21 protein-coding genes and 1 tRNA gene are annotated in these 24,148 nt (G+C 37.6%); 4 read left to right on the forward strand and 18 right to left on the reverse strand.

Translation table 11 applies throughout. The features are described 5' to 3' along the window. Positions 1-80: 80 nt before the first annotated feature. Positions 81-800 (reverse strand): LemA family protein, encoded by a 720-nt coding sequence (locus HMPREF1504_RS04650; protein ID WP_038123827.1) that lies wholly within the window; start codon positions 798-800, stop codon positions 81-83. 135 nt (positions 801-935) lie between these two features. After that, on the reverse strand, positions 936-1,787 hold the full coding sequence (locus tag HMPREF1504_RS04655; RefSeq protein WP_038123828.1) for a hypothetical protein: 852 nt from the start codon (positions 1,785-1,787) through the stop codon (positions 936-938). 108 nt (positions 1,788-1,895) lie between these two features. On the opposite strand from HMPREF1504_RS04655, the gene HMPREF1504_RS04660 reads away from it, so the two are divergent. Continuing rightward, a complete protein-coding gene (locus HMPREF1504_RS04660) occupies positions 1,896-2,312 on the forward strand; it encodes a hypothetical protein (protein WP_038123835.1) in 417 nt (138 codons plus the stop codon). A gap of 83 nt (positions 2,313-2,395) precedes the next feature. Here the strand turns inward: HMPREF1504_RS04660 and HMPREF1504_RS04665 are convergent. The 3 genes from HMPREF1504_RS04665 to HMPREF1504_RS04675 all read right to left on the reverse strand — a co-directional run bounded on the left by HMPREF1504_RS04665 (position 2,396) and on the right by HMPREF1504_RS04675 (position 3,727). Beyond that, positions 2,396-2,470, reverse strand: a tRNA-Arg gene (locus tag HMPREF1504_RS04665). Positions 2,471-2,596: 126 nt separating this feature from the next. Beyond that, positions 2,597-3,055: a low molecular weight protein-tyrosine-phosphatase gene (locus HMPREF1504_RS04670; protein ID WP_005378613.1), complete on the reverse strand. Its 459-nt coding sequence runs from the start codon at positions 3,053-3,055 to the stop codon at positions 2,597-2,599. Positions 3,056-3,091: 36 nt separating this feature from the next. After that, positions 3,092-3,727: a flavodoxin family protein gene (locus tag HMPREF1504_RS04675; RefSeq protein WP_005378651.1), complete on the reverse strand. Its 636-nt coding sequence runs from the start codon at positions 3,725-3,727 to the stop codon at positions 3,092-3,094. 161 nt (positions 3,728-3,888) lie between these two features. On the opposite strand from HMPREF1504_RS04675, the gene HMPREF1504_RS04680 reads away from it, so the two are divergent. Both HMPREF1504_RS04680 and HMPREF1504_RS04685 read left to right on the forward strand, forming a co-directional pair. After that, positions 3,889-4,158 (forward strand): type II toxin-antitoxin system Phd/YefM family antitoxin, encoded by a 270-nt coding sequence (locus HMPREF1504_RS04680; RefSeq protein ID WP_038123836.1) that lies wholly within the window; start codon positions 3,889-3,891, stop codon positions 4,156-4,158. Beyond that, entirely contained in the window at positions 4,145-4,447 is a 303-nt protein-coding gene (locus HMPREF1504_RS04685) for a type II toxin-antitoxin system RelE/ParE family toxin (protein WP_038123837.1), read from the forward strand. Before HMPREF1504_RS04680 ends, HMPREF1504_RS04685 begins: the two co-directional genes overlap by 14 nt. A gap of 182 nt (positions 4,448-4,629) precedes the next feature. On the opposite strand, the gene HMPREF1504_RS04690 is transcribed toward HMPREF1504_RS04685, so the two are convergent. The 8 genes from HMPREF1504_RS04690 to moaC form a co-directional block, all read right to left on the reverse strand. Then, positions 4,630-6,405, reverse strand: coding sequence for a DUF4209 domain-containing protein (locus tag HMPREF1504_RS04690; protein ID WP_038123838.1), 1,776 nt, complete (start codon positions 6,403-6,405; stop codon positions 4,630-4,632). Between the two features lie 325 nt (positions 6,406-6,730). Further along, the gene (locus tag HMPREF1504_RS04695) at positions 6,731-8,977 is read right to left on the reverse strand and encodes an autotransporter outer membrane beta-barrel domain-containing protein (protein WP_038123841.1); all 2,247 of its coding nucleotides are present in this window, start codon (positions 8,975-8,977) and stop codon (positions 6,731-6,733) included. A gap of 151 nt (positions 8,978-9,128) precedes the next feature. Beyond that, positions 9,129-9,851, reverse strand: a complete 723-nt coding sequence (locus tag HMPREF1504_RS04700) for a DUF4198 domain-containing protein (protein ID WP_038123843.1) — start codon at positions 9,849-9,851, stop codon at positions 9,129-9,131. 264 nt (positions 9,852-10,115) lie between these two features. Beyond that, positions 10,116-11,927, reverse strand: coding sequence for a translational GTPase TypA (gene typA / locus HMPREF1504_RS04705; protein ID WP_038123845.1), 1,812 nt, complete (start codon positions 11,925-11,927; stop codon positions 10,116-10,118). Between the two features lie 218 nt (positions 11,928-12,145). Beyond that, positions 12,146-13,078 (reverse strand): UDP-N-acetylmuramate dehydrogenase, encoded by a 933-nt coding sequence (gene murB, locus HMPREF1504_RS04710; protein WP_038123846.1) that lies wholly within the window; start codon positions 13,076-13,078, stop codon positions 12,146-12,148. Next, positions 13,050-13,418 (reverse strand): YlbF family regulator, encoded by a 369-nt coding sequence (locus HMPREF1504_RS04715; RefSeq protein ID WP_005378601.1) that lies wholly within the window; start codon positions 13,416-13,418, stop codon positions 13,050-13,052. The genes murB and HMPREF1504_RS04715 overlap by 29 nt, the downstream gene beginning before the upstream one ends. Before the next feature lie 119 nt (positions 13,419-13,537). Then, a complete protein-coding gene (gene trmL / locus HMPREF1504_RS04720) occupies positions 13,538-14,023 on the reverse strand; it encodes a tRNA (uridine(34)/cytosine(34)/5-carboxymethylaminomethyluridine(34)-2'-O)-methyltransferase TrmL (RefSeq protein WP_005381877.1) in 486 nt (161 codons plus the stop codon). A gap of 112 nt (positions 14,024-14,135) precedes the next feature. Further along, a complete protein-coding gene (moaC, locus tag HMPREF1504_RS04725) occupies positions 14,136-14,645 on the reverse strand; it encodes a cyclic pyranopterin monophosphate synthase MoaC (protein WP_038123851.1) in 510 nt (169 codons plus the stop codon). 105 nt (positions 14,646-14,750) lie between these two features. Between moaC and HMPREF1504_RS04730 the strand changes: the two genes are divergently transcribed. After that, positions 14,751-15,428, forward strand: coding sequence for a metal-dependent hydrolase (locus HMPREF1504_RS04730; RefSeq protein WP_038123853.1), 678 nt, complete (start codon positions 14,751-14,753; stop codon positions 15,426-15,428). Positions 15,429-15,840: 412 nt separating this feature from the next. Here the strand turns inward: HMPREF1504_RS04730 and HMPREF1504_RS04735 are convergent, their stop codons facing one another. From HMPREF1504_RS04735 to HMPREF1504_RS04755, 5 genes are all read right to left on the reverse strand, one after another. Beyond that, positions 15,841-19,215: an ESPR-type extended signal peptide-containing protein gene (locus HMPREF1504_RS04735; protein ID WP_038123854.1), complete on the reverse strand. Its 3,375-nt coding sequence runs from the start codon at positions 19,213-19,215 to the stop codon at positions 15,841-15,843. Positions 19,216-19,782: 567 nt separating this feature from the next. Beyond that, positions 19,783-21,420 (reverse strand): VWA-like domain-containing protein, encoded by a 1,638-nt coding sequence (locus HMPREF1504_RS04740; protein WP_038123856.1) that lies wholly within the window; start codon positions 21,418-21,420, stop codon positions 19,783-19,785. 30 nt (positions 21,421-21,450) lie between these two features. Next, positions 21,451-22,542 (reverse strand): AAA family ATPase, encoded by a 1,092-nt coding sequence (locus HMPREF1504_RS04745; protein WP_038123857.1) that lies wholly within the window; start codon positions 22,540-22,542, stop codon positions 21,451-21,453. 16 nt (positions 22,543-22,558) lie between these two features. Further along, complete coding sequence (locus HMPREF1504_RS04750) at positions 22,559-23,365, reverse strand: hypothetical protein (protein ID WP_038123858.1); 807 nt, start codon at positions 23,363-23,365, stop codon at positions 22,559-22,561. A 112-nt stretch (positions 23,366-23,477) separates the two neighbouring features. Further along, a complete protein-coding gene (locus HMPREF1504_RS04755) occupies positions 23,478-24,128 on the reverse strand; it encodes a TrkA family potassium uptake protein (RefSeq protein ID WP_005381878.1) in 651 nt (216 codons plus the stop codon). Positions 24,129-24,148: the final 20 nt, after the last annotated feature.

A 24,148-nucleotide genomic window follows, 5' to 3' on the forward strand; every position in this document is an offset into this window, starting at 1 on the left:
TTATTTTCCAATAATCATCAAAAGGACTATACCCACATGCAATACATTGCATAAGGTATAGCCCCTTATAGTTAGATAAATTATTTTTTATCGTCTTGCTTAGTTTCTTCTGTATCTACAGGTTTGCCAAGCTCATTTTGTTTTAAAACTTGTTGTTCTAATTCTTCTACACTAGTTGGTTGTTCAGATTGTTCAGGTTTATCTTGAGGTTTAAATTCAGCAGGTTTTCTGTCGAATGTATCTCTAAGTTTATCTGTACCTTCTTTAGCTAGGTTTTTGATAGCTTCAGGATCTGCACCACTGAATGCTGCAAGAGCATCTTCATTCTTAGGATCAAAGAACGGCGCTTGTTTAAAGCCCAACATAGCAGCTACGAACACCATCGGAATTTGCGCAATAGCACTGTTGTATTCTTTTACTTGGAAATTATAAATTTCACGTTTATTAGAAATAAAAGTTTCATTCGCACTAATCGCTTCCAAGAATTTACCATATTGAGAATCTGCTTTTAATTCTGGAAATTGATTTGCTAAGGCCGTAATATTTTGGACAGCTTTCGCCGTTGCACGTGCCATTTCTAGGAAATTATCAGACACCTTTAATTGAATAGATTTCTCGTAATCGCCATATTCATCAACTAAACCAGAATATTGATTGATAATAGCTACCTTTTTCTCATAGGCTACGATAATATTAGCGCGAGCTTCTTTAATTTCTACAGTTAATTTTTGCAATGTATTATATTGCTTAATAAAGAAAATCACAAGCGCTAATATCAGCAGAAATATTAATGAACTCATATAATCCTCTCTCCATTTCTGTAACACTATAACGTAAACCAAACTAACATGAACAACATAAATAATTTGGTAACATTATACCATATCAAATATATAACTGATATGAAGTTTCATTCATGAAGTTATACAAATCAATCAATCTCCAATCATAACTCGATATACTGGAACGGTATCTACGGTTTCTACATATTCTAATCCTTCAAAAGAATCTAGTCCATCTACTATTTTATTGGCCAATTGATTATGAATTTTTCTCAATAATTCTACATTAGTAAAATATCTTCTATTCTCTGCGCTTAATTCGAATTTAATATCAGTTTGAAATACACCATCAATTCGGTTATCTTCATCTAAATCAGTTATATCAACAATATGTTCATTGATTCTTAGCTGTTCAGAACCTGTAATAAAAGCTTCATAAACAATACATACCTTGTGGGCATTAACAGCAATCCCATTCGGATTCCAATTCGCTTTATTATCCTCAATGTAATTCATAATATCCTTGGTGAAAGCATCATTACTCATATACTCTTGATTAGAAAAAGCCCAATACACTGATGTCAATATATCATCAGTACTTGGAGTAGCCGCTAATTTCTTTTCTACTAATTTTCTCGTTTCCCTTTTGAGCAAAGGCTTTTTAATAATGTAGAATACTGCCATTGTAGGTATCAACATGGTCGCTAATACTGGTAGCATACGAGGTAAACTAGCCATCGTACCACCTGCCCGACCTGCTTGGGAATGAGCAGTACTTTGATTTTGATTTACTGTATTCTCCGTATCCGTCATATAATCTAGAAGCCATGGATATTCAAACATACCAGCTATAATAGCAATCAGTATTAAAGTAGCTATAGTAACACAGATAACGAATAATTGTTTTGCTACCTTATTACAAACAATTTCCTTCTCCGCCAAGGACAATACATCCATCTCAGATATGCCTTTACTCCATTTTGCGGTTCGTGCATGTGTGTCCATTCATTTCTCTCCTATTAATAAATACCAATGCCGTTTCATATTAACTATCAAAATTATTTCACACATTACTTATATTTATTATAATAGAGAAAAGAAGGAGTTGAAAATATGGAAAAATATATAATAATACTAATCTTTGTATTAGTCGGTATTGCTGTAGTCTTTGCTACATATAACTTATCCATCATTAGATCCATGCCTCCTGAAGAACGTTATAAACTTCTTTATTTTACAGATGATCAAATCTCTATAGGCATTGGATTAGTAAGAAGAACCTATAAATTAAAAGATATTCGCGAAGTGCGTTTTTCTAAAGGCAAGAAATTCCGCAGCATGGGAAGCTGGTCGGGCAGAATGAAGATTTGCAAAATAAATGGTAAAACAAGCCGTTGGATAGAATTTGATGGTACTGTCTATTACAAAAAGATGGTATATATAACAAGTGAAGAAATCATTGATAAATCAATAGAATTACTCATGAAGGAATTTAGATCCAGAGGAATTCAGTGTAATAAATATAGATAGTAAATTATGTCTCTCTAAACGATGGATTTACCTTTAACGATATATACAAAAAGGCTTCTCGACATTTCGAGAAGCCTTTTATTTGGTGCACCTAGCAGGATTCGAACCTGCGCACCCGGTTCCGGAGACCGGCGCTCTATCCCCTGAGCTATAGGCGCATGTGTACTAAAGAATTATACCATATTACAGCATGCTTCGATAGTATAAAGTATATTAGCACAGGGACATATAATATACGCCACTATCATTAGCTAATCGAAGAACTAATAATAGAGGCGTATATTTTACATATTATTTTTAATGACCTGCAAGAGTGCATCGCAGCTACGACTTACATCGTCATAGGTTTCGTCAAAATTTCCCGTATACCAAGGATCCTTTACATCTCGGCTTTCACCAACAAAGGTCATAGCCTTATGCACCTTATGCGCTACATCATCACCGATAATGCGATACAAGTTCCGTGCATTATTTTCATCCATGATGATGAGGTAATCAAATCTATGGTAATCATCCATGGTCACTTGGCGGGCCTTACGAGGAGCATAAGGAATCCCCATTTCATCTAATTTTTGTTTAGTTCCATAATGGGTATCATTTCCTATCTCCTCACGAGATGTGGCCGCAGATTCTATATAAATAGAATTAGCCAGACCTGCCTTGTTAACGATATGCTTCATATAAAACTCTGCCATGGTAGAACGACAAATATTGCCGTGACAGATAAATAAAACATTAACCATTATATCTCCTTTAACACCACACCAAGCGCCGAGTTATTAACGTACAAAGTTCGTAGATACATTTTTCTCTGTATCTGGATATGGCACACCTTGCTCCTTAGCTACCGCAAAACTACGCATCATCCAGATCATATTACGAGCCAAGTTACGCATGGTTTGCATACCTTCTTCATCTTGCTTAGCATCTTCAGCCACTAGGCCGTGGCTAATATTCCAATATGTAGAACCCGCAATCGGCATTTGAGAAATACCAAAATATTTATTAAGTACATCAAAAGATGCCGTTGTACCGCCGCGGCGAGCTACCGCAATGGATGCACCCGGTTTAAAGGCAAATGGATTTGGTGTTATATTTTCTGCACTGAAAAATACACGATCTAAAAAGGATAAAATTCGTCCACTTGGATGCGCATAGTATACAGGAGTTGCAAAAATAAATCCATCCGCATCCTTCGCTTTTTCTACAAATGCATTTACATCATCATCCTTGAATACACATTCGCCATGTTCAAAACAATAGCCACATTGGATACAATCACGAATAGGTTTATTTCCAAGTTGAATGACCTCAGTATCTACATTAGCATCATGGAATACCTTTTGCACTTCTTGAACTGCTTGCATAGTTGTGCCATTCACATGACTACTACCATTTACAATTAAAACTTTCATATTGTAGTCTCCTAATTCTTACTTAAAAAGTTGTATAAACACTAGTTATTTTATCTTAGCATAGGAAAATGAATTTGTTAAATCAATAAATCCACTTGTTATATAGCATTAATTATGACACAATATAGTCATAATTAATACAGTTATTAGGAGATGACATTATGCCAAGAATAATACCGATGAAAGACTTACGTAATACAAATGAAATAATGGATATGTGCAAAGAATCTAATGATCCGATTTTCGTTACAAAAAATGGATACGGTGAGCTTGTTGTTATGAGTATGGAAGCATACGAATCACTAAGACGATCTAACGAAATCGACAAAGCGATAACACAATATGAATCAGATATAGCTAATCATGTGCAAGGAAAAGATGCACGAACCCTCTTTTCAGAATTAAAGGAGGAGTATCTTGGACACCTATAAAGTCACAATTTTCCCCTCTGCAGAATCCGACCTCCATAATATATTTATATACATCCTAGATAAGCTTGTATCGCCAAATACTGCACTGGAAATATATAATAATTTACTTCAAATGATTTTGAGTCTTGAAACCTATCCAACACGTGGTAGTTTACGAAAAGTCGGTCAATATCGCAACCAGGGATTCCGACAACTCTTTTACAAAAATTATACTATTGTTTATACAGTTAAAGACAATAAAAAAGAAGTACACATTATCGCCGTAAAATATAGCCATAGCAATTTTTAATAAATATTCTAATACTACCATATAAATCTATACAAAAAATCTCGATTAGTAATATATATTTTTTAATAAATATTATTTCTAATTTAAATATTGGGATTTTTTCCTATACTTTAAAGAACACATCCATTTCATATAACATTAATCTACTATATCTATTAAGATAGTTTCTTGCATATCTTATTCTAATTATTCCCCTTCAATATATGTTTTAACTTATTTGAATGCTTTATGATAGCAAATGCACCCTTTGATGTATATAAGATTAGTTTTATTAAAGCTCCAAAAAAATAGCTATATACACTTCCCTCTATATCATTTTCATCAAGAAGTCCATGAGCTATATCATTTCTTATATTTCCACAAGCACGCTCAATTAATAGCGCTCTGAACAAAAACAAAATATCGGGGTTATAGCATTCTAATAATTCAGTTGTTTCAAATATACTTTTTAATAATTTTACCTGACCTGTACCATCTTTATCAATTGTGGTAACCGAACCACCACAATTTTGGGCTAATTCTCTAAATAAATTTTCCACCTGAGGAGCTAAAATATGCATGGCTTCATAGCGTTTATCGTTAAGAAATAGATATAAAGCGTATTTAAATATACTTCTTCTATTCTCTGGTACTATAAGATTATCTTGTACTAAAAAATCTAACGCATCAGGATTAATATCATATTTTTGTTTAATATAATTTATTAAGTATTCAATCCCCAAAGAATAAATTTGTGTCTCAATCAATAGTTTATGAGCCAAATGTCTATCCAACTCGACAGAATCTACATCTAGATCAAGACTAATAATGGGCTCTAACAAACAAAGTACACTCCCAGTTTTATTAACTATAGATACTGGTATCATTGATGATAATGGAGATTTTTCAAGCTCATCTTTTAATCTTTTTCTTAAACTATCTTTGCGAGGAAGATCAACTACTTTTAAAAAGCAAATTATACATTCTTCAAAGGATAAATCTTTTATATCATTCTTAATTTCTTCTATTATTGATGTAACATTTAATTCAACTTTTATAGGCTGTAATTGTTCAACGACTAATGGCTCTATTTTTTCTACTTTTTCATGTATATAAACAGCATCTTGTGCATTTCCATTATTTCTATATAAATTTATAGCATCTATATAGCATTTTTTAGCAATTAAAATTTCATCTAATGATGATCGAGTTAAACAGTCTGCATAATTCACATAGAAATTAGCTAAAGCAATATTCGTTAATTTGATATCTTGAGATAGTTTTAATTTTTTTAAACATCTCAATTTACTTTTATATGCATGCTCAGACTTATATAAGTTCTCTCTAGATAATTCAATTTCCTCGTCTAAAATCATTATTAAATTTTCTAATATACTTTTATCATATTGTATAAGAATATCTATAAAGTATATTCGTTTAAAAGTATTCTCAAGAAGCTTTGTGTCAGAAGTTATAATGTCATAAATTAGCTTACAACAAGTTTTTAAGAAGCTATCATTTTTAATTTGTGTAGCAATAAATAAAGCACGTCTTATAATCTCTACATCAAAGTTAGAGTTTATGTTATTTTTCAACTCTTTAAACAAGCCATAATAAGCATTAATAGCTATAATACTATATTTATAATCTTTCTTTTGAATCCATAATAAATCCGCTATAAATGCTTTTACATTATTAGATAGACGATTAAAATTAAGATGTCTTAAGAGATCAAAATCCTCATCAGTTAAATCATCTACAGAAAAACTTCTTGATCCATCTTTATATTCCAAAAGAGGATTATAAATTATTTTCCCTTCATTAAATCGAAATCCTATCTTTGAGATCTTAGAAAATAATTTAAATATAGCTTTATCCAAATCCTGTGTAAAATATGATTCATTATAATTAATAAATAATTCAAAATTGAAACCCACCCTAGCATTATTATGTTGCTCTAAAAAACTGTATATATCCATAGATTTACCTCAAAATATATAATACAAGAATATATATTTATTTTAACAAAGATTTTTGAATGTAATTCTAAAAAAATAAAGACCATCTTAAATCAACTAAGAATAGCCCCATAGCAAAACAATAATTTTACTTATGTCTTTTGAGAACTCCGCAGATTAGTGTTAATTATGCACAACAATATTACAAACTATTTATTTTACTCGTCTTAAACTTGTATCAAAAATAAAACAACCTCTATAGTTTCATTAATATGTACCCCCTTTACTGAGTGTCCAATAAAGGGGGTACATATCACATATACTATAGAGGTTGTTCTTTATTCAATTAGAAATTATGCCGTACCCCCGCATCGATACGCCATGTATTGTCTATAGTAGCACCAAAGTTTTTCGTAAATGTGCCATATAGGTATGTACTAGGACGAACGCTCCAGGAGCCACCGATTTCAGCATCAAGCCAAGTATCTTTCAAATCAAGTTCTGTTTTTACTGTTGGATTGCCTGGTGCGGAATAGGTTGTATTCATCTTACCGGAGAATTCATGAGCCAATGCGAGTTTTGCAAAGATGTTGGATTTTTCTGTTTCTTTACCAATACCAAAACCTAATCTGCCCACAGCAGAGTTAACACCGTCAGCTTTCACATGCATGGATCCACCGCCGGCAATATTGGCATCATAGGATACGCCATTCAAACGTCCTACGATAAATTCTACGCTTGGGTCAATATAGAAGCCATTTTGTTTCTTAATGCGCTTACCGTATTCAGCACTCAAGGATGTGCCAAATGTGTGGTAATCACCGTTCACACGTTGTCCACCTACGGAGTAGAGTTTGTAATTATTGGATAAGCGGTTACCACGAGCGATGATATCTAGATAACGACCATCATCATGTTGTTTTGTGCCATATAGCGCAATGCCACCGATTTTACCATCCCCACTGCCAACGGCGTAGGAATTGCTAGATGTACTGTAATCTAGGGCACCACCAAAGATCCAGCCATTCGATGCCTTATGGTCATAACCAACTTGAACGCCATTATAGGTCATACGAGCATCAGCACCATCTGTAATCTTTGATTTACCACCAATATATTTAGCCCACACGCCTTGATCCGTATTAGCTAAACGAAGGTCACCTAAACGACGTTGTAAATCATTTGTATTATTACGCCATGCCATAGCCGTAGATGCAAGAGCAGATTTTGTACCACTTACTAAGGAGGATTCTCCAGCGTGTTTAACAGTCGCTGTATTCCCCACAACGAGATTACCTTGCGAATCAAATGCATCTGTACCAAGTTCTGCAACAGCTGCAGGGCGTGTTACACCTTCATTGATTTGGACTGCAGTAGCTAATTTTTTATCATTTCCAGTGTATTGTAATTTATTCGCCAACGATTGCATTTCAGCGCGGTAACTTGCATCATCAGTTAGATTTTTTGCACTATCCCCTTGCACCGTTACATGGCTATTATCAGCGGCGTGTTGGATAATAATTTGCCCCTTACCTTCTTCACTAGCCGGTACACCAGCCTTATAATCAGCATTCACAAAGCCGCTATAGTTTTGAATGGTAATTGGACGTGCATCGATAGGATGAATGATACCCGCTGCCGTTGGATTTGCACCGCCTACGAGATTGCGTACCTTACTTCCCTTATATAGGTACGCCGCATTATCCCCTGATGGACGTTCTTTTCTTGGTGTAGGACGGTCCTTACCAATCCATTCATTATTCCAAGTACCGCCATTTTGTAAATAAATATCGGCACCAGAATTATGAGGATTTTTCTTACTTTCAGCATATTCATTCAAAACAGCACCGGTAAGGCTAGAGTTAGGTGTTGTGAAAGCTAGCGCTATATTAGTTGGTTCAACATTATGATTTGGATCGCGGCCATAGTCCTTGTTGATAAGGCCCACATTGCCAACAGCAACTAGGTCCTTAGTACCTGGATGTTTGCCATCAGCGCCTGCATTAACATATACATCCCCTTCTTCTGCTACTACAGAATAGGTATCAGATGTTTCTACTGGATGAGTGATAATCTTACCACCTCCATCAACAAGGATATGACCTCGTTGATTGACTTGTAAACCAGAGCCGATAGCATCAATATCTACATTACCTTTGACGTGAATATTGGTATCCCCAAAATCTCGATCAGGATTGTCCTTGCTAAGACGTGGCACCTTACCGCCGTAACCAGCGTAAACAGCACTCATATAATAGTGACCCAATTCATTTTTAGATGCTGGTGCATCATTCTTTAAACGTACTACAAGATCTTTATCCACCGTTAACTGGGACCCAAAACCATTGTAAATACCTGTTACGTTTTTAGATTTACCTTCATCGGTCAAGCTTTTACCATGTACATTAACTGTTAATGTATCTTCAATATGCTTAACTTCAGGTTGCGTTTGTGTCGGGGATCCCATCGATAAGCCTAGCAATTCTTCTGCTTTATCACTAGATACATTAATATCAGTAGCCCCAGCAGAATAAGATAAACCTGTTAATACCAAAGCAGCCATTACTGCCGATACATGACGATGTAATTTCATATAAATCTCTCTTCTTTCTTAGCCAGTCACACTCTACACTCTTAACAGACTGGATTAAATGCTCTCAAAACATAGAAAGACCCCCTGAGTCCAACTTAGGAGGTCTTGTATTCATTCACACACTCAGTGAATAGTAGAAATAGGCTTCAGATTATTCTTCAGGAGAAATGAGGAAGGACAATGCACTAAAGTATTTATTTTGTTCCCCTTTATTTTGTGTAGGGAATGCTACTTCTACGCCCACTACATTTAAGCCATCAGCAGTAACTGCTACTGTTGCTTTACCATTTTCATCAGCTTTAGCTTCACCAGTCAAATCATTTACCAAGTCTTTGATAAGAGGTGCATTTGCATAAGGTTTACCATCTTTCAATACTTGAATTTCATAAGTGTCGCCTTTTCTAAGTGTCAATGGGTTAACAGATGGAATGATTTGAATGAAAGCATTTTTATCTACGAAAGGTTTAGCTTGTGCATTCCAATAGTGAATATCGTATTTGATAGCATGTGTACTCTTAACAGCATCTGGTACTTCTGTAATTGGTTTATGAATCATTTTGCCATCTTTAGTTTTAGTCCAGTAGCCATAGTCAAAATTAGTTACTGTAACACCAAGATCTGCTGGTGGAACAATAGCTACATTTTTTTCATGTTTAACAACTTGTACTGGAATTTGTTTACCTTGAACATCATAGCCAGTAATATTTTTTACCATATCTGCAGTATAGGCATTATCTACAGGGCCTTCACCAAGAACAAGGACTTTTTCATCGGTACGGTTAGCGAAGAATACGCCATGAGCGTCAACGGAAGAGCATACACAGCCTGCAGCCAAACCTACAGCAAATAAGGATGCTAATAATTTCTTATTCATAAAAACCTCCATAATCAATAACTTGTATCAACAAACTTGCTATTATTATACAAATTTATAGAGGTTTCGTATATACCTATACCCGTATAATCAAGTTATTATGCATACTCTGTATATACAGGCATTACTATGCTTATCTATCATAATTGATAAGGTTATCATCTAATTTTCATATGTATATAATAAATAGGAATATCTAAACCTTATAAAAATACAAAAACGACACTCACCAGGGGTGTCGTTTTCATATATCTTGTATAGATATTATTTTTTATTTTTTGCAGCTTTCGCACGTGCAGCACGATCAAGGATTGTTTTACGCATACGAATGCTTTCAGGTGTTACTTCAACAAGTTCGTCATCGTTGATCCACTCAAGAGCTTGTTCCAAGGAGAAGATACGAGGTGGAGTCAAGCGAACTGCTTCATCAGAGGAACTAGAACGCATGTTAGTAACGTGTTTTTTCTTACATGGGTTAACGTCCATATCAAGTTCACGAGTGTTTTCACCGATAACTTGGCCTGCGTACACGTCTTGGTTAGGACCAACGAACAATGTACCACGGTCTTGAACGGAGTTCAAACCATATGGTGTAGTTTCGCCATTTTCGAATGCTACCAAGGCACCGCGTGTACGGGAAGGAATTTCGCCTTTGTATGGTGCATAACCATGGAATACATGGTTCATGATACCATTACCTTTTGTAGCTGTTAAGAATTGTGCACGGAAACCGATCAAACCACGAGCAGGAATTACGAATTCCATGCGAAGGTAACCAGCCAATTCAACCATGTTAGTCAATTCAGCTTTACGTTGACCAAGGTTTTCCATTACAGTACCCATGAATTCTTGAGGTACATCGATAGTCAATGCTTCTAATGGTTCGCACAATTTGTCGTTAATAGTTCTAAAGATTACGCGTGGTTTACCTACTTGTAATTCGTAGCCTTCACGACGCATAGTTTCGATCAATACAGCCAAGTGCAATTCGCCACGGCCAGATACTTTGAAAGCATCGGCAGAATCAGTTTCTTCTACCTTCATAGAAACGTTAGTTTCTACTTCGCGGAATAAACGATCACGTAAGTGACGGGATGTAACGAATTCACCTTCGCGACCTGCGAACGGAGAGTTGTTTACGGAGAATACCATGGACAATGTTGGTTCGTCGATGGAGATGGATGGCAATGCTTCAGGATTTTCAGCATCTGCTACAGTTTCGCCGATATTGATATCGTCGATACCAGCGAATGCAATGATATCACCCATTTGTGCTTCGTCAGTTTCAACACGGTTCAAGCCATTGTATGTATATACGCGGCCAATTTTCGCTTTACGAGTGCTTTCACCAGTCATGATAGCCACTTGTTGATTAGGTTTCATTTTACCGCGAACGATACGGCCTACTGCGATTTTACCGATGAAGTTATCGTAATCAAGTGTAGTAACCATGAATTGAAGAGGACCTTCCAAATCACCTTGTGGTGCAGGAATTTCTTTAATCAAGGTTTCAAATAATGGTTCCATATTTACTGCTTCGTCATCCCAGTTAGTTTTAGCCACACCAGCACGAGCAGATGCGTATACTACAGGGAAATCGAGTTGGTCATCATCAGCTTCAAGTTCCATGAACAATTCAAGAACTTCATCTTCAACCTCTTTAACACGTTGGTCAGGACGGTCGATTTTGTTGATAACTACGATTGGTTTCAATTTTTGTTCTAATGCTTTACGCAAAACGTATTTAGTTTGAGGCATTGGACCTTCGTAAGCATCTACGAGAAGCAATACGCCATCAACCATGTTAAGTACACGTTCTACTTCGCCGCCGAAGTCAGCATGGCCTGGAGTATCAACGATGTTGATTTTGATGCCATCATGCATAACTGCAGTGTTTTTAGACAAGATAGTAATACCACGTTCACGTTCCAAATCATTGGAGTCCATTACGCGTTCTGCTACCTTTTCATTTTCACGGAACACATGGCTTTGTTTTAATAATGCGTCCACCAAAGTAGTTTTACCATGGTCAACGTGGGCGATAATCGCTACATTACGAAGATTTTCGCGAATCATAAGATCCTCCCTTTAATTCCTTCAGTATATTCTATATCATATAACGCTTGTGAAAGTCGCTATATAGGTATATTCCCAAAATTGGCAACACTTAATTATAACGTAACTAATTCAATCATGTCAAAGAAAACACTATAAAAAAAGATTTCTTATGAATTCATCATACCTAAAAAAGGATAACGGTTCATAAGAAATCTTGTATGAGTATTTAGTTTGTATTAATCTTCGCCAATCATACGTACTTCTGGTTCAAGATGCACACCATGTTGGTCATATACGCGACGTTGTACTTCAGCAATTAAATCAAGTACATCCTTCGCACTAGCACTGCCTGTATTGATAACAAAGCCCGCATGCTTATGGGATACTTGCGCATCTCCTACGGATAAGCCCTTAAGGCCTGTTTGTTCAATCAAGGTCCCTGCAAAATACCCTGGTGGGCGTTTAAAGGTGGATCCAGCACTAGCAAATTCTAAAGGCTGTTTGGACTCGCGTTTTTCTGTAAGCTCATCCATTCTAGCCTTAATAACATTTTTATCGCCTGGTTTAAGCGTCATAATCACTTCGCCAATAACCTCATGATTATCATGGAATACACTATGACGATACCCAAAATCTAAATGCGATGCATCGTATTCTTTGATATTGCCTTGAAAATCTACAGCTCGCACCGCAGTGACTACATGGCTCATTTCCCCATCATAAGCGCCGGCATTCATAAATACGGCACCCCCTAATGTGCCAGGAATACCGATGGCAAATTCTAAGCCAGTCAAGCCATTTTCCCATGCGAACTCAGAAGCGTCTTTCAACATATACCCAGATCCGATACACAATACATTATCATTGCAGTCCATGATTTGTGTCATATGTCGAACGGATACAACAGCACCGCGAATGCCACCGTCCTTCACGAGAATATTGGAACCGCAACCGATAATGGTAACAGGCACATCAAACTCGTGAATAGTACGAAGAGCAAAGCTCAATTCAGCCATCGTTGTAGGTTCAACGAACAAATCAGCAGGACCACCGATTTTAAATGTCGTATGATGACGTAAATATTCCTCTTCTCGTACACGTGTACTTGGTAATTTTTCTAATAAAGCCGTTTGTAGGGCCTTAATGTTGTGGTTGTTGTTTTTCCCCATGATCTAAAACTTTCATCCCCTCAGTGATTGGTTCGCTAATGATTTTGTAAATATCATTAGATACTTGGCTCCAACGCATTTGCGCTTGCAAATAATTAGCCGCTGCAGTATTTGCTTGAATTTGAGGCATCAATTCCTCTTGTTTCTTTTGCAAATCATCTGCTTCAGGCGCGCCGGACAACTTAGCATATTCCCATTGCATTTGTTGCGCCATAAATGTGCGCACCAATGCAGTTGCTTCTGCGTCAGCTTTTACAGCCTCTTGCGCTTGCATCAACTCTTTATACTCTTCAGATTCACGCATTGCGTGTGCTAAATCATGGGCTTTATCGTAATTCATATTCATTCCCCCTATTGCATACACTATTCTTTGTGAAAGCTAACTTTCACGGACATCATACATTTATTGCATATACTATTCTTTGTAAAAGCCAAGTCTCACAAACATCGTACATTCTTTTACTTATGGCTAATCCAATTGCCTACTTCTTTCAAATCTGGATAATCCAATTGACGCATAGCTTCATAGGCAATAATAGCCACAGAATTTGAAAGGTTTAAAGACCGCGCCTCTTCCACCATAGGAATACGAATGCACGTTTCTTCATTACCTTCTAATAAACTTTCAGGTAAGCCTCTAGTTTCAGGACCAAATACGAGCATATCACCGATCTCAAACTTCACATCAGAATGCACATGTTTTGCCTTCGTAGTAGCATAAAAATAACGACGATCAGGATATTTCGCATATAGTTCTTCTATATTTTCATGTACCTGTACATCTACCAAATGCCAATAATCAAGGCCGGCCCGTTTAACGTGCTTATCGTCAATGGAAAAGCCCAATGGTTTGATGAGATGCAAGGTCATATGGTTTGCCGCACAAAGGCGTGCAATATTACCGGTATTACCAGGAATCTCCGGTTCATATAATACAATTTCCATACCATTCCCTCTATTCTTATATCTATATTATTCTACCTAATCTACAGTACGTATTCAAGTAGTGAATTCTATTTTTCCTAGGTGGGACACAAACAGCCCTACACCACTAAGATTATTTATTACTTCGAATAAAGTGTCCGCTCTTGCCACCGTCTTTTTCAACGAGATACGTAGGCCCCATAATCATGCCCTTATCGATGGCCTTGCACATATCATATACAGTGAGGAGCCCCACTTGTACGGCCGTAAGTGCCTCCATTTCAACACCGGTTTGCCCCGTCGTCTTAACTGTCGCCGTAATCTTTACCGCTTTACTATGCGTATCTGTTGTGAAAGCTAGACTTTCACCATCAACAAGATGGCAATGGACCTCCACCTTCGTAAGCATCAAAGGATGACACAACGGGATGAGGTTACTCGTTTGCTTAGCCCCCATAATGGCAGCCAATTGAGCAACGGACAAAACATCCCCCTTTTTCATCGTCCCACCTTGAATGCGGTCATATATAGCATCATTGATGGCTATAAAACCTTCTGCTACCGCAATGCGATGCGTATAATCCTTATCGGACACATCCACCATCCACGCATTGCCTTGTTCATCAAAATGTGTTAATTCCATAATATTTCCTTATTTTATGTATAAATGTACATCAATAGTTTTACTTTTCTCATTTCTATTATACAATATAATTAAATTAGTATATATGAGGAAGGAAGTGTTCCTATGAAAACAAAATTAACTTATTTCGGCCACGCGTGCTTTATGCTAACAAACGGTGATGTATCCATGATTTTTGACCCATTCTTAACAGGCAATACATGGAACATAGCAAAAAAAGAAGATATTAAATGCCAATACATCTTCGTCAGCCACGGTCACGATGATCACTACGGCGATACCGATTTCATCGCCAAAGCTAACGATGCACTTGTAATCTCTACAGCTGAAGTTGCTGGCAAAGCAGCTGCTGCAGGTTGCCGTACACACGCGATGCACCTTGGCGGTAAATACGACTTTGAATTCGGTTCCGTTCGTATTGTTCCAGCATTCCATGGCGCTGGCGTACCAGGTGGTCACGCAGCAGGTTGCATCGTCAACTTCTTTGGCGATATCGTATACTTTGCAGGCGATACAGCCCTCTTTAGCGACATGAAACTATTAAACCGCTTTGGCGATATCGACTACGCACTTATCCCTATCGGCGATAACTACACAATGGGCGTCGAAGATGCAGCCCTTGCAGCAAGCTATGTAAAAGCCCGCATCTCCATCCCAATCCACTACAAAACATGGCCTGTTATCGACCGCGAACCAGGCGTATTCGCAAGCCTTGTAGAAGGCAAATACAACCAAACTGCGGTTATTATTGATCCAGGAGCATCTATTGAATTAAATAGCTAATCGAGCATTTAAGACTGAGGAGACACCTACTTCCGAAATCTTCCACCGGCTTTTTCTTCGTCCCTTTGGGGCTCAGGCCAAAGTCAGATTTCGAAAGTATGTGTCTCTTTTTTTTGTTGGATTAATACTAGCATATACACATGTTTTACCATAAGCTCCCCCTCTATAATCTTCACCCTATTTTTCTTAGAGACATAAAAAATAAGCTATTAGTTGATCATGTAGTGACTCCTTAACGTTAAGATTTTTGGTCTAACATTAAGGGGTCGGTTCAATCAACTAATAGCTTTTTTTAAGGGACTGTTTTGTAATTCTTGACCTGTATAGGTAACAGATTAACTACCAACAACTAAAATTGTATACGTTTTACCTTCCTGATCCGCATACCATGTATTATAGAATACACCTTAGATTATAAACCTAATTTTGCCATAACCATTGCTAATTTAGCTTTAGTATCTTCATTTTCTTGTTTAATTCTTGCATTTTCTTCTTTTAATGCAGTAATTTCATCATTCATTACGTATATAGAGCTAATTGGACCACCTTTATAACGTTCAGGAATTGCTTTTTTTGCTGCTGAGGAACCAATTTTTTTAGTTACCCCCACATTGAACATATTATTTTGGTCATCAAGGGTTACACCTACGTGGAGCATAGTACTTTCATTAGTGAAGTGAGCCACACCAACTGCTACAGCAGATTTATCATGGTAATGACCATACGCAGCCATAATTTGAGTTGGTTCCAATGGATCGTATTGAATTGGTTTCAAACCAGCCAATGCTGCCGCATTAGCACCAGTTGTATTTATTTTACTATCAAAACCATTAAATGCACTGTTTAAACCACTCATAGCTTCTTGTACTTGACCTACAGTTGCTGCATCATTAGCAGATGTACCACGCGCTACATTATGAATTTGGTTACCTCCATTATTCAAGCCATCACTTGTCAAGGATACTGTCGTACCAGGGTTTGTAGGACTAGAAGCACCAGTGATAGTTACACCACTACCATTAGTTATAGTTGTGTTACCCGCTGCATCTGTAGTTGTTACATTTGTAACAGAGATAGAATCTTTAAGTGCTACATTAAATACTTTACCATTTGTTGCATCGTCTAGTGTTTCCTTAACTTTAATATTATTACCTTCGGTAACTTTACTATGTGCGCCGCCACCGATACCAGAAATCATATTTCGTACTTGAGTCAAGTTAACTGCATCAGTACCATTAACGGCTGTTGCTACATTACTAATTGTTTTATTACCCGCATTGATACCGTCTTTTGTAAGGCTAGGACCTGTAGCCGCACCAGTACTATCGGTAAAAGATAAACCAGAACCATTCACTACAGTTGTATTACCAGCAGCATCTTTAGATGTCAAACCACTATTGCTAATTTTAGTATTACCAGTTGTAACAGAACCATTAGTACCAAGATCAATATTTTCAGCTAATTTAACAGTTAATGTATCTGTACCATTTGAACTTACTACAACATTATTAGTTGTACCATTACCCGTTGTGCCACCAACTACATTAACAGTCGTACCTAATGCACGGTTGAATTGTGTGCCAGTATCTCCTTTAAAAGTCAATCCACTATTAACAGTATTAGTCAAATTAGTAATATTTTGCTTTACATCAAACAATTGACCACCATTGACTGCCTCTTTACTATTAGCAGCAACTGTACCATTAGCAACGTTAGTTAGTTTAGTTGTAGCACCAGTCGTTGTACCATCTGGATTTACAAGGCTGGCTACTGGGTTAGTTACAGCCGTTGCACCTGCTACAGTTGTACCGTCTGCATTTACCTCAGCCGCTTTGTAGTATTTCCCATCATTGGCTTTTACTAAACGCTCACCAGCATCATTTGTGTACACGATAACGCCAGCTTCGCCATTACGAATAGCATTCGTTTTATCCGTTAAATCTTTACCATTTAATCCATCTTTACCTGTTGGTCCAGTGATAGAGGCTCCTGCTGTACCATTAGAACCATCTCGACCATCTTTACCATTGCCAGCTACAGTAGCAGCTGTATTAATTTTATCTTTGATAGATTGTGCTAAATCAACGGTAATGGCATTACCATTTGCAGTCGTTGTTACATAATTAGCAGTACCATTAACAGCAAGAGATTGGGTTGCTAATGCTACGGTTCCTGTGGTACTGTTATCTGCTGCAGTCTTAAGTGTAGTCGCTCCTCCCGTTGTAGGGATTCCTGCAATCGCCGCGTCTAATTGCGCTTTATTAACGGCCTCTGTACCATTAACGGCTGTGGCTACATTGCTAATTGTTTTATTACCCGCATTGATACCGTCTTTTGTAATGCTAGGACCCGTTGCAGCATCAGTACTATCTTTGAAAGATACACCAGAACCATTGACAATTGTTGTATTGCCTGCAGCGTCTTTTGAAGTTACACCATCATTACTAATGGCAGTATTACCCATTGTAACAGAACCAGCGGTACCAAGATTAATCTTTTGTGCTAATTTTACTAACAATGTATCTGTACCATCAGAAACTACACCAATGTTACCATCTGTTAATACAGCACTAGTTGCTGTATTCCCTTTGATATTTAATGTTTCGTCTAGTTTGCGAGTGATAGTTGTACCTGTATCACCATCGAATTTGATTCCTTTGGTAGTAACTGCAGTATTGGCAGCGTCTGCTGTTGTTTTCACATCAAATAATTGACCACCATTGACTGCCTCTTTACTATTAGCAGCAACTGTGCCATTAGCAACGTTACTCAATTTTGTAGGAGTAGTCGTAGATCCAGATGCATCTAATAGACTTACATGAATATCGGAGTGAGCAACTGTACTGGCACCAACTCTTGCCTTACCTGTAGCAGGATCAATATCACTTTCTAAATAATACCCCTCTGTTGTACCAGTAGAGTCCGTTGTTTTTACAACTTTATTACCATTAGCATCTACAAAAGCTGTTTGCTTATCATTTTGAGCATCTACCGCAAGCTCTGTTAAAGTGTTGATGGCTTTTGCATGTTCATTTAATGCAGCTTGCGTGATATCATCAAGCATTAAATCATAAGATGCCATAGTACTTGCACCAGCTTCAGCAAGGCCTCCAATATTTGCAAATGCTAAATTGTCTGACAGTTTACTAATAGTTACAGTTTTACCCGTAGTCGTAGTAGTTTTGGTTCCAAGAACCTCTGTCTTGATTGTACCTTTATTAGCATTACCAGGAGAAGAAATTACGGTTTGTTTAGTTTCTACTGGAGAAATTTGAGCAGCTTTTTTAACTGGACTTGTAGCATGAATATAGTTTCCATTACCATCAACAGTGCCACTATCATTCCACATTTTAGTAATATTACGAGTAGATGTTGCTTGCTCTGTACCATTTGCTACAAAGGAATGCTCTGGAATTAACTGACCATTTGCATATATATAAGCAGTCGTATTCGTACTCCCATTAAATGCCATACTTGTAGGGTTTGCAATTGTACCAGAAATTGAATATGTACTAGAATCCATAGCTGTTAAACTTGTACCAGGCAGTAAAATACCTCCGCCAAATGTAAGATTATTTGAGGTCTTAACTTCAATTGTACCAACTGTAGTAGTCGCCCCTTCTGCACTAGCGGTATTCATACCACTAGTGATTACAGTTAAACCTAATATAGCCATTGCCGCTAATCTAGCAGACCCTCGAAAACGACATGTACTTTTCCCCTTCTCAGATGTAACTACATTGCATCCTTTTTTTTCATTCCAAACCACTTTAAAAATTTTGTTCATAACATTCCCCTAAATAAACTTAAAATAATCCATTATAAACACTTATAGTTAATACATGCATCAATCTTATCAATTCTAAATATCAAAATCAAGAACAACATCTATTAAATAAAGGAAACTCATCGCACTTTTGAGTAAAATATTAAGATTGCTTTATATTATTATTTTGATAAGATTTACTTATCAACTGCTTAACAATCTTAATGGAACAAATATCATCTACGTTCAAAAGGGAGGTGTGGGTGTCTAAAATCTGACTTTGGCCCCAATCCATAAAAAGGACGCAATCGCGTCCTTTTTCTTCTCCCTATATAACACGAGAGAAAGGAATCAATAGCCTCTATCAGCCGACTTTGGCCCTTTCTTTATTATTCCCGAAGTAATCAGCTGCTTAACAATCTTAATGGAGCAAATATCATCTACGTTCAAAAGGGAGATGTGGGTGTCTAAAATCTGACTTTGGCCTGAGCCCCGAAGGGGCGAAGAAATAGCCGGTGGAAGATTTTAGACACCCACACCTCCCTCTGCCATAAATAATATGGTCTAGTTAAGATTGTTAAGCAATGATTACTCTTGATTCGCCATGGAAAACCCCGACCGACTGCTCATTCTCACGAATTCGTCAATGTCTTGTGTTTCGTCAACGGCTACATAGCCCATTTCACGAACTATGCCGTGCGAATTATGCAAGGATAGTTTAGGTTCAGAGCCCGTAAGGACCCAAAGTACTTTGTAGCCTTTTGGCACTTCGCGAAGGCGGTCTTCGCCTTTCCCATCCGTAAAGTATACGAGTAAATCTACGTGATGTTGATTAGCTAAGGAAAATACAGGTGAAAAGGCTGTTGACCCACGCACATCGAGTCGTGGTTTTACGTCTTTCACAGTTTCCATTGTGTAGGTACGACGTACTTCGTTATCACATTCCACAATAGTAATACGATGATTATAGGCATGTACGATTTGTAATACTTGTTCTAAAGCATTGGTAAATTCCGCATCTGTAATGCTACCGCTCATATCGAGGGCTACCCACACATTTGCCTTATGTTGACGTAATGTGCCAGATAATTCCAAACGCTCAGGTTGACGACGATTGCGACGCATCGTCGTTTTTTTATGTCCACTAGCCACCTTACCCATCAACTTTTTAAGATAAAAATACCATGGCAAGGAACGGCGTGTCTTTTGGAATGTATCGATAAGGCTTTTTACATAGCCTTCCATATCCCCTTTTGATGCTTCGTTGATATAGCGTTCCGTAATTTTATCCATCGTCTCCGTATCGATAGCATCGGACTCATCCCAAATGTCATGGCTTGAATCAGCATTAAACTCCATTGCTATGATTTGACTGGAATCCTCGACAGCTATAAAAAGATCTGGTTTTTCCTGCATTGCTTTATCAATGGCCTTTGCGTAGTACTCCAATGTGCGGAATCGCTTTAGTAAAAGTCCATATCTTGCATTTACATTGGCAACGGTTATAGCATCGCGGTCTACATGTTCTAAATAATCGTTTACAACCATGTCCATAGCCATGTGAACAGCTTTTTTATTAAACCGTTGACTAAGTTCTTTGACCCGCATCAAATGAGCGGATATAACATGTAATATTTCTCGCTTAATACCATCTTTCATAACATCCGGCGGTTGTCGTAACATAATGAAAGGATTCACGTATAGCACATAGCCACCGTGTTTGAGGTTAACACCAAAAGCGCTGGTCATGTCTAAGCGTACACGATGCGTCATTTGTAGATAAAAATAGCCAAAGAATTGATCCTCGTCAAGCAATAAACTATTTACATCATGCAAGATATGCCATAACCGTTGTTCATAGCCATCGGCTAGTACGTGTTGTGTCAAAACATCGAGATCTGTGCCTTCGCCCTCATACAGTTCCGTTAATCCCTTGCCTATCGTGCCAATATGACTATCCGACATATTGTGATTTACCATATCTACAGCAATATCTTCTGCCTGTTGTTTATGCACTGGATGTTCATCTACATACGCTTGATAACGCGCATATACTTGCTCATACAAAGCATCCGCATCACGAGCAATCTGATTTCGCTTTCTATGCCAGCGATCGAGTTCCTTGATAGCCTCTTCATCGTAGCGTCCAGTCTTCTCCCATCCGTCTATATGAGTGAGCAGGTCAGACGCATCCCGAATATCGTCTTTATCTAAATTTCGATTCATAATTTCTACCTGTCATATGCACTTTCACAATTAGCGATTGGCTTCAAAAAACGTTTCAATAAAGAGCTCATCCTCAATAGCATAGCTATACACATGAGCATATGCGTTGCGTAAATCTTTCATAACAGCAATGCGCAAATCACCTGGATACAATGTGATGAACTCAATAAAATAATGAACTTCTTCGGCATTACTATTACGATTCAAACGATACAACATATTTTTCGCAGAAACATAGAGGCGAGTAGGACTTTCACCATTAACACGTTCTTGCAAGGACATAATAGCACCCGGTTTATGCACAGCCTCTAACACATCATCAAAGGAAATCAATGGCTCTTGTTCAGTTTCAACGAAATTAACAAAGGCCTCCGCAATGAGTTTACCCACATTACCACGGATCACATTTTGGAATACTTCACGGCTATAACCACCTTCCTTATAGATACCATAAATATGAGATATCCGTTCAAAGGAACGCGGTGTAGCATCGATGTCATCTTCATGACGTTGATTTAAATAATCTGGATAAGAGGAGATAAATTCCACCACCTTATCTTCAATGCCTGCAGAAATAGCCCAGTCAATCCACTGCATATAATCCGCTTCCATATAAAGCCATACGAAACGATTTTGTTGGGCTGGATCCATATCAATCGTTTGATAATCAAAGGAATCCTCTGGGTTCATAGCCGCAATGATGCGCACATCATCACTCAAAGCAAATCCATTGATTTCTCGATTCAAAATTAAGTTCATCAATTCTTGTTGCACCGCATGCTCTGCACGATTAATTTCATCGATAAATAGCAATACATGACGACCTGCATTAACAGCTCGTGACACATGTTCCAATGTATGATGAACAGCATACACGGTGGTCTTTATTTCTTTAACCGCCCCATTACTATCTTTATGAGATACAGTTTCCACCGTAGGCAAACCGCCTATTTCGCCTTCTTTTAAAAGATTACCATCAATAGTGACGAGTTCCCAATCATGAGACTCTGCTACGCGCGCTGCTAGCGATGTTTTACCAATCCCCGTTTCACCGACGAGCAATGGTACTTGATTAGCGGCTAGTACCAATTCCACACTAGCCATTGTATCTGTAAAATTCATTATGACTCCTTCTTAATTAATATAGTAAATACTGATCAATAGCAATTTTCTTTGCCTCTATAGATCCATATGCATCAACTAATGACAATACATCGATGGGCCATGTTGATTGGCGTCCACCAATGGCAGGATTGCTTACGATTTCTCGCACATAGCGATCTTCTACAGCAGGATTTGCAATCATTTCAGTTATAATTTGTCGAACCATATCGACAGTCAATCCTATTTGTTTCGGTACATACCCAAGTATCAATGTAGAAACCTTCAATAGCTCTACCACTGTATCTAAATCTAGGTTCGTAATTTGACGCATAGCCTGCGGATCTTGTAACACGGCGGCTTTCAAAATGTCCAATGTCGGATTCTGGATATAGCGCAATGATAAATAATTAGATTTTACAGCCGCCATTTGAACCCGCTCTGATGGATTGGCAATATATTGCAATGCATCATATTGTGTTTCTACAGCCCTTAACTGTAATTCCTCTGATGGATTTGTAATATATCGAATGGCCCAGCCCGATTGGTCTAAGGCAATGCGAACCACATCATCTGATGGATGTTGAATATACTCAAGTACCGCCCAATCTTGTTTGACTAATGAAATCAATAATTCGTCACTTGGATTGTCCACATATTGAATGGCCCGTGGCGACTGTGCTAACGCAGTTTCAATCACTCGATCAGTAGGATTTTTAATGTACTGTAATAGCATCCCATTCTGTTCCACACAGACTAACTGCATTTCCTCTGTAGGATTAGGGATATTGCGTACGCCATGGGGATTGTTTTTGAGAGCCGTTATATATTGTTCTTCTGTCATACTATCCTTCATTTCTATCTAAAAAGGCCATACAAATACGTATGACCTATACTGAATTCAATTCTATTATATCATGTTTTTTCGATGTAATTATATTTCTTTCGTATACTAACTACTTAGTTAACTCATCTAAATCAGAATTATTCCCAATTACGAGTAATTTGTCGTTTTCTGAAAGTATAGCTGTTGGGTCCGGTGGCACATCGAGGCCTGTACTTCTTCTAACCCCTACGGCATTAAGATTATATTGCTCACGCAATTTAGAATCTTTTAAACAACGGCCGACCATGAACGACGGCATTTTGATTTCAATGAGGCTAATATTTTTAGATAGTTGTAAATAGTCCATCACATGTTCTCTCGTCAACGATTGAACAAGTCGCAACGCCATATCATACTCAGGATAAATAACCTGATCTACGCCGATTTTTTTAAGCATTTTACCTTGCAGGCTATTTTCTGCCTTACACACAACCTTAGGGATATGCATTTCCTTGAGAAGCATAGATGTCATCAAATTAGCTTGGATATTTCCACCAATGGCTACAATGACCATATCAAATTGACTTAATGCCAATGCTTTAATCGCCTCTTCATCAGTAGTGTCCGCTACGATGGCATGTGTAAGATAGGGAGATATTTTTTGTACAACATCTGGATTGATATCTACGCCTAGCACCTCATGATTCATGGATGCCAACATCTTGGCAACGGTCGTACCGAAGCTACCAAGACCTATAACAGCTATTGTTTTTTGTTTCATTATGTACCTCTTTTAGATGT

Origin of the sequence: Veillonella sp. ICM51a (assembly GCF_000524355.1) — a bacterium.
In the GTDB taxonomy this organism is placed as follows: Bacteria; Bacillota; Negativicutes; order Veillonellales; family Veillonellaceae; genus Veillonella; species Veillonella atypica.